This window comes from Dehalococcoidia bacterium (assembly GCA_035574915.1).
GTDB lineage: Bacteria > Chloroflexota > Dehalococcoidia > DSTF01 > WHTK01 > DATLYJ01.
In genome coordinates, this window is the sequence record DATLYJ010000052.1 from 1 (window position 1) to 5055 (window position 5055).

Here is a 5055-nt window from a genome sequence, read left to right on the forward strand (position 1 = left end):
CAGCGCGGAGTTGACCTTTACGGTCGCCGTGGCGCTGGTTGGGTTTCACTACGCCTCAATTCAGAAGCTCCTCAGTGGCCTGCAGGAAGCCGGCGTACTCCGACCATCGCACGGATTGCCGGCCTTTGACACCATCGTTCAGCCGCCACTGGAGGACTGACCGGCCGCAGCCTGAGCGCGGACCGGCCACAAGCTCTCCGGCTTGCTCATCAGCAGCAGCTGCAAGAGAGGCAACCAGGTGAAGGTGCGGGCCGTGGTGGCATCGCCGGTAAACGCAGCCTCGCCCCCGGCTGGCGACGGCAAACTAAGGAGTCTGCCCCATGCCCGCTCGCTGCGGGTGCTCCCTGTCGATGTGCTCTTCCAGGGCGTCGGGCCCTTCGAAGACGAGACCGCACTCCCCGCATGGCACCGTCTCGGCGACCTCAACGCCGTGCTCCTCCCTGAGGTGCCGCTCGAGTGATTTGGCGTCGCCGAAGTTGTGGCCGCATAAGCGGCAGCGCATGGCTCCGGCCGCTCGCGGGTGCATCTCCTGCTGGTGCTGACGCAGCGCGTCCTCGGTGACGAATTCCGCGCCGCAGTCGCGACAGGAGAAGTCGGGGCCGGGTCGCATTCTTCTCATCCGGACCATCGATTGTCTGCAACAAACGCAGTTCGTGCCGCTCGCAAGTCCACACTAGGAACGCTGGAGCCGCCCGCCAAGGGCCGATCGGATTGCGGTGCCGGACGGCCTCTGGGCGTTCTACGAAGTTCCGGGAGCGCACAAGGGAAGTCGCCCAGGCGGGTGCCTTCAGAACGGTTCGATCCGTGAAGTGAGAGTGCAGACGAGGTGTGGACTACGGCGGAGCCGCGGCCGGCGGGAGGTCAGAGGTTCGAACCCCATACGCAAGAGCAAGAGAAAAGCCCTCGGCCTAAGCCGGGCGCCTTTCTCTTGCCTTGACCAGGGGTTCGAAGCGCTCCCACTGTCCGGGCCGCACGATGAGCACCGGCGCCGCGCTCGCCTCTAGCACGCGCTGCGTTACGCTGCCGAGCGCGAACCTGAGGAAGCCGTGGCGACCGTGCGACGTCATGACGACTAGGTCGCACGGCTCCTCCTCCACCCGGGCGAGGATTACCTCCGCGGCTGGGCCCGTCGAAGGAGCGATATCGACGGGCCGCGCCGTCTCAAGCTCTAGCCGGACCTCCTCGAGGTACTTGCCGGCCACCAGCTCGTAGCTCTCGACCACGGCCGCCGGGATGCTGTCGGTGAGCTCGTCCGCCACCGTGACAGGAGTCACCGCACGCACCAACAGGAGGCTGGAGCCGAGACGCTCCGCCAGGCCCTTCGCGAACGGCAGCGCCTCCTCGGCGAGTGGCGAACCGTCTAGCGGCACGAGGATGCGGTCGAAGGAAGGGGGCGCACCACGCGTTGCCGGACCGATGGCCAGGACCGGACAGGGAGCGCCTCGAATGACTTTGTCGGCAACGCTTCCCATCGCCCAGCGCTCGAATCCGGTGCGACCGTGAGTCGTCGTGAGGACTAGAGAGACCCAGGGATTCTCCGCCTGGGCAAGGATAGCCGCGTAAGGCGTGCCTCTGGGGCACAGGGCCCGGACCGTGAGCCCCGACCTTTCCGCGAGAGCAGTCGCGGTCTTCCTTACGTATGCGGCCGCATCCCAGGTCTTGCCACCAAGGTCGTGCTCGGCTTCAGGGTCATCGACGTGTATGAGCTCCACATCGAACGGCGCGAGGTTGCGCAGCGCGTTCAGGTAAAGAAGGCTGGTCTCCGCCAGCTTGGATCCGTCCAGCGGGATGAGAATGGTTGGCGCCGGCATAGTGGCACCTCCTGGTCAGGGCCGGCGGGACGGCCCTCGATGCAGGCTACCTGAATTATCGCGACCGTCGCCTGCTGGCGTTGAGTGCCGTCCGGCCCTCCTCTCGCCGGCACCGTTGACATCCGCGCGCGACGTGCCATTTGGCGCTTGTAACCCCTCGGCGACGAGGCCTACCTTGGTCCTGTCTTCCGGCGCAGCAGACGTGTGCAAGGCCACGAGGCAGCGGGGACAACGATGGGGCAGAAAGCCGGGCGCGAGCCGATCGCCTTCGAAGACCTCACCACCCCGGAACAGCGGGAGTTCGGCGTATACCTGATCAGCTCGCCTGACACAGGGTACTCGCGACTCTTTACCGGCTCGTACCGCGCGGCTCGCAGGTTGGCGCGGGGACGCACCCGCTTCGGGCAGGTGGAACTCAGGTTCATCGAACCAATGGAGACGCCGGCGGTCGATTGAGCCGCGGCGCACGGCTGGCCGCGATCAAAGGCTAGTCTCCAACTTCTCAGCTCCCTGCCTTCCCAGTAATGTGGCAGTCGCGGCGACATGTGACATCTGGCCCTTCGCTGCTGTTACTCTCGGCCCTCAAGATCGCGCTTCCAGCGGCTGTACCTTGGGAGTGTCCACAGACTTGAGGAGGCGAACCATGTCTGAGTTCGAACCTGGGCCGCTCGACATCGTCCGGCCACGCAGGGGTCTGCGCGGACTGCGAGAGGAGATGCAGCGCCTGTGGGCAGGCTTCCCGGGGCTCTTCCCGGAGCCGCGGTCCTGGCGCTGGCCGTTCTTCGAAGAGCTGCGCATGCCTGCCGTCGACATGTTCGAGAAAGATGGATCGCTGGTCATCAAGGCCGACGTGCCGGGGATGAGCGCGAAGGACATCGAGATCTCAGTGAACGGCGACACGCTCACGATCTCGGGCGAGCGCAAGGAGGAGAAGGAAGTCAAGGAAGAGGACTACTACAGGGCCGAGCGCAGCTACGGACGCTTCACCCGCCAGATCGCGTTGCCCGCTGGGGTCGATACCGACAAGGCGGATGCGCAGTTCAAGGACGGGGTAGTCGAGATTCGCCTGCCTCTGAAGAAGGAGGCGCAGAAGAAGACCATCCCGGTGAAGTCCGCGGCCGGGTAGCCGCGGCCGCTGGAGGAGGACCAGGACGTCAGCGCGCAGGGCAATAAGACGGTGCCGCGACCATGCCGCCCTGCGCCTTCGGCCCACGTGGCCGTTGCCAGATGGCTCCGGGTCCTCCCGCCGGCTCGTCGAGCGGCGCTAGCCCTTGATGCAGATCATCGGCGTCAGCTTCGCGACCCGGCGGGAGAGGCCGGAGGCATGCGCCGCCTCCGCGACGGCGTCGACGTCCTTGTAGGCCCCCGGCGCTTCCTCCGCCACGCCGCGATATGAGCGCGTGCGGATGAGTATTCCCTGGGCGGCGAGGCTGTCGACGAGCGACCTACCCTGCCAGTGTTTCAGCGCCTCGTGGCGGCTCATGGCGCGGCCGGCGCCGTGACAGGAGGAGCTGAAGGAGAGCGCTTCGGCCTTCGCAGTTCCCACCAGCACGTGGGACGCCGTCCCCATGGTCCCACCGATTATCACCGGCTGCCCTGTCTCCCGATAAGCAGCCGGCAGTTCAGCATGCCCTGGTCCGAAGGCTCGCGTTGCCCCCTTCCGGTGGACGTAGAGCTCCTTCAATTCGCCGTCGATGTTGTGACGCTCTACCTTGCAGGTGTTGTGAGAAACGTCGTAGACCAGCGGCAAGTCACGGCCGGGAAATACACGGTGGAAGGCTTGGCGCACCAGGTGGGTGATGATCTGGCGGTTGGCCAGGGCGCAGTTGATCGCCGCCCGCATCGCGCCCAGGTACGACTGGCCGACGCCCGATTTGATGGGCGCGCAGGCCAGCTCCCGGTCAGGCAGCTCGATGCCGTGGCTTGCCGCCGCCAAGACCATCTTCCTCAGATACTCGGTCCCGATCTGGTGGCCGAGGCCGCGTGAACCGCAGTGGATGCTGACCACGACTTCGTCCTGGCGCAGGCGGAAGGTGCGTGCCGTATCCTCGTCGAAGACCTCCGCCACCCGCTGCACCTCCAGGTAGTGGTTGCCCGACCCCAACGTACCCATCTCGTCCTGCTGCCGCTTCAACGCCTGCTCGGACACCTGCTCGGGGTCCGCGCCGGCCATGACACCGTGCTCCTCAATGAAGTTCAGGTCGTCGTCGCGGCCGTAGCCCTGCTCGACGGCCCAGCGCGCGCCGCCAAGCAGCATCGCCTTCATCGCCTTGCCGTCGAGATGGATCTTGCCCCTGCTGCCAAGCCCCGCCGGCACGATCTGAAAGAGTGCGTCTGCCAGCTGCTCCTTTGCCTTCTCCACCTCACGAATAGTGAGGCCGGTGTACAGCGTCCGGACGCCGCAGGAGACGTCGAAGCCGACGCCGCCCGCCGAGATGACCCCGCCTTCGTTGGCGTCGAAGGCGGCGACGCCGCCGATGGGGAATCCGTAGCCCCAGTGAGCGTCCGGCATGCAGTAGGCCGCTTTGACGATGCCGGGCAGACTCGCGACGTTGGTAATCTGCTCCCGCACCTTCTCGTCCATGTCCTCGATGAGCGACTCGGTCGCGAAGATCACCGCTGGCACGCGCATCTTGCCCGTCGGCGCGATAACCCATTCGCATTCGGAGCGTCGTTCCAGACCTGCAGTGTTCATCGCTCGCCCCCCTTCGTTCAGACATCGACCACGCATTCGGCAATCCAGGCGCCGGCGTCCTGGCGCACGGAGAGGGCCGTGTAGGTGGCGCCCTTCGGCTCAACCGCCATTTCGAGGCGGCTCAGGTCCATGGGCTCACCCCAGGCCTTTGCGTGCAAGCGCGTCCCATCGATGCCGACCTCGAAGCGGCCGAAGAGCATCCGTCGCGTTGCCATCTCGTAAACCAGCGCGTTCAGCCAGTCGACGAGCAGCAGCTCCCTGTCAGGCGCATCGCAGCTGATCTCGACGGCCTCGTCCGCGTGAAGGGACGCCGGATCGACCACGATGGCCGTGAGCGCCAGGGCCGCCTGCTCGAACGCCCCTTCCAGCGTCGGCGCGACTCCCCGGACGCCGATGTCGGCTCCATGGGGAAAGTGCTCCCAGTAAGCTTCCTTTGCCGCCATTGCCGGCCCTGTGATTGGTGGCGCCGTCTTCTATCAGACTAGCTGGCGCCGTCCTCGGTCCTTAAGGGCCGTTCAGCATCCCCTCCGCGATCTTTGCGGCTTTTGA

The 5055-nt window shown here is 66.1% G+C and carries 6 protein-coding genes; 3 read left to right on the forward strand and 3 right to left on the reverse strand.

Annotated elements, in window-relative coordinates:
- Positions 1-202 precede the first annotated feature (202 nt).
- Complete coding sequence (locus tag VNN10_04680; protein HXH21303.1) at positions 203-460, forward strand: hypothetical protein; 258 nt, start codon at positions 203-205, stop codon at positions 458-460.
- Positions 461-908: 448 nt separating this feature from the next.
- Here the strand turns inward: VNN10_04680 and VNN10_04685 are convergent, their stop codons facing one another.
- A complete protein-coding gene (locus VNN10_04685) occupies positions 909-1811 on the reverse strand; it encodes a universal stress protein (protein ID HXH21304.1) in 903 nt (300 codons plus the stop codon).
- Positions 1812-2045: 234 nt separating this feature from the next.
- On the opposite strand from VNN10_04685, the gene VNN10_04690 reads away from it, so the two are divergent.
- Together VNN10_04690 and VNN10_04695 are read left to right on the forward strand one after the other, a co-directional pair.
- The gene (locus tag VNN10_04690; GenBank protein HXH21305.1) at positions 2046-2267 is read left to right on the forward strand and encodes a hypothetical protein; all 222 of its coding nucleotides are present in this window, start codon (positions 2046-2048) and stop codon (positions 2265-2267) included.
- Positions 2268-2454: 187 nt separating this feature from the next.
- Entirely contained in the window at positions 2455-2937 is a 483-nt protein-coding gene (locus VNN10_04695; protein ID HXH21306.1) for an Hsp20/alpha crystallin family protein, read from the forward strand.
- A gap of 138 nt (positions 2938-3075) precedes the next feature.
- Here VNN10_04695 and VNN10_04700 read toward each other — a convergent pair whose 3' ends face one another.
- Together VNN10_04700 and VNN10_04705 are read right to left on the reverse strand one after the other, a co-directional pair.
- Positions 3076-4506 (reverse strand): RtcB family protein, encoded by a 1431-nt coding sequence (locus VNN10_04700; GenBank protein ID HXH21307.1) that lies wholly within the window; start codon positions 4504-4506, stop codon positions 3076-3078.
- Positions 4507-4523: 17 nt separating this feature from the next.
- Positions 4524-4949, reverse strand: coding sequence for an archease (locus VNN10_04705; GenBank protein ID HXH21308.1), 426 nt, complete (start codon positions 4947-4949; stop codon positions 4524-4526).
- Positions 4950-5055: the final 106 nt, after the last annotated feature.

Coding starts and splice junctions, on each gene's coding strand:
- VNN10_04685 (HXH21304.1), bottom strand. CDS start 1,811: ATGCCGGCGCCAACCATTCTCATCCCGCTGGACGGATCCAAGCTGGCG.
- VNN10_04690 (HXH21305.1), top strand. CDS start 2,046: ATGGGGCAGAAAGCCGGGCGCGAGCCGATCGCCTTCGAAGACCTCACC.
- VNN10_04695 (HXH21306.1), top strand. CDS start 2,455: ATGTCTGAGTTCGAACCTGGGCCGCTCGACATCGTCCGGCCACGCAGG.
- VNN10_04700 (HXH21307.1), bottom strand. CDS start 4,506: ATGAACACTGCAGGTCTGGAACGACGCTCCGAATGCGAATGGGTTATC.
- VNN10_04705 (HXH21308.1), bottom strand. CDS start 4,949: ATGGCGGCAAAGGAAGCTTACTGGGAGCACTTTCCCCATGGAGCCGAC.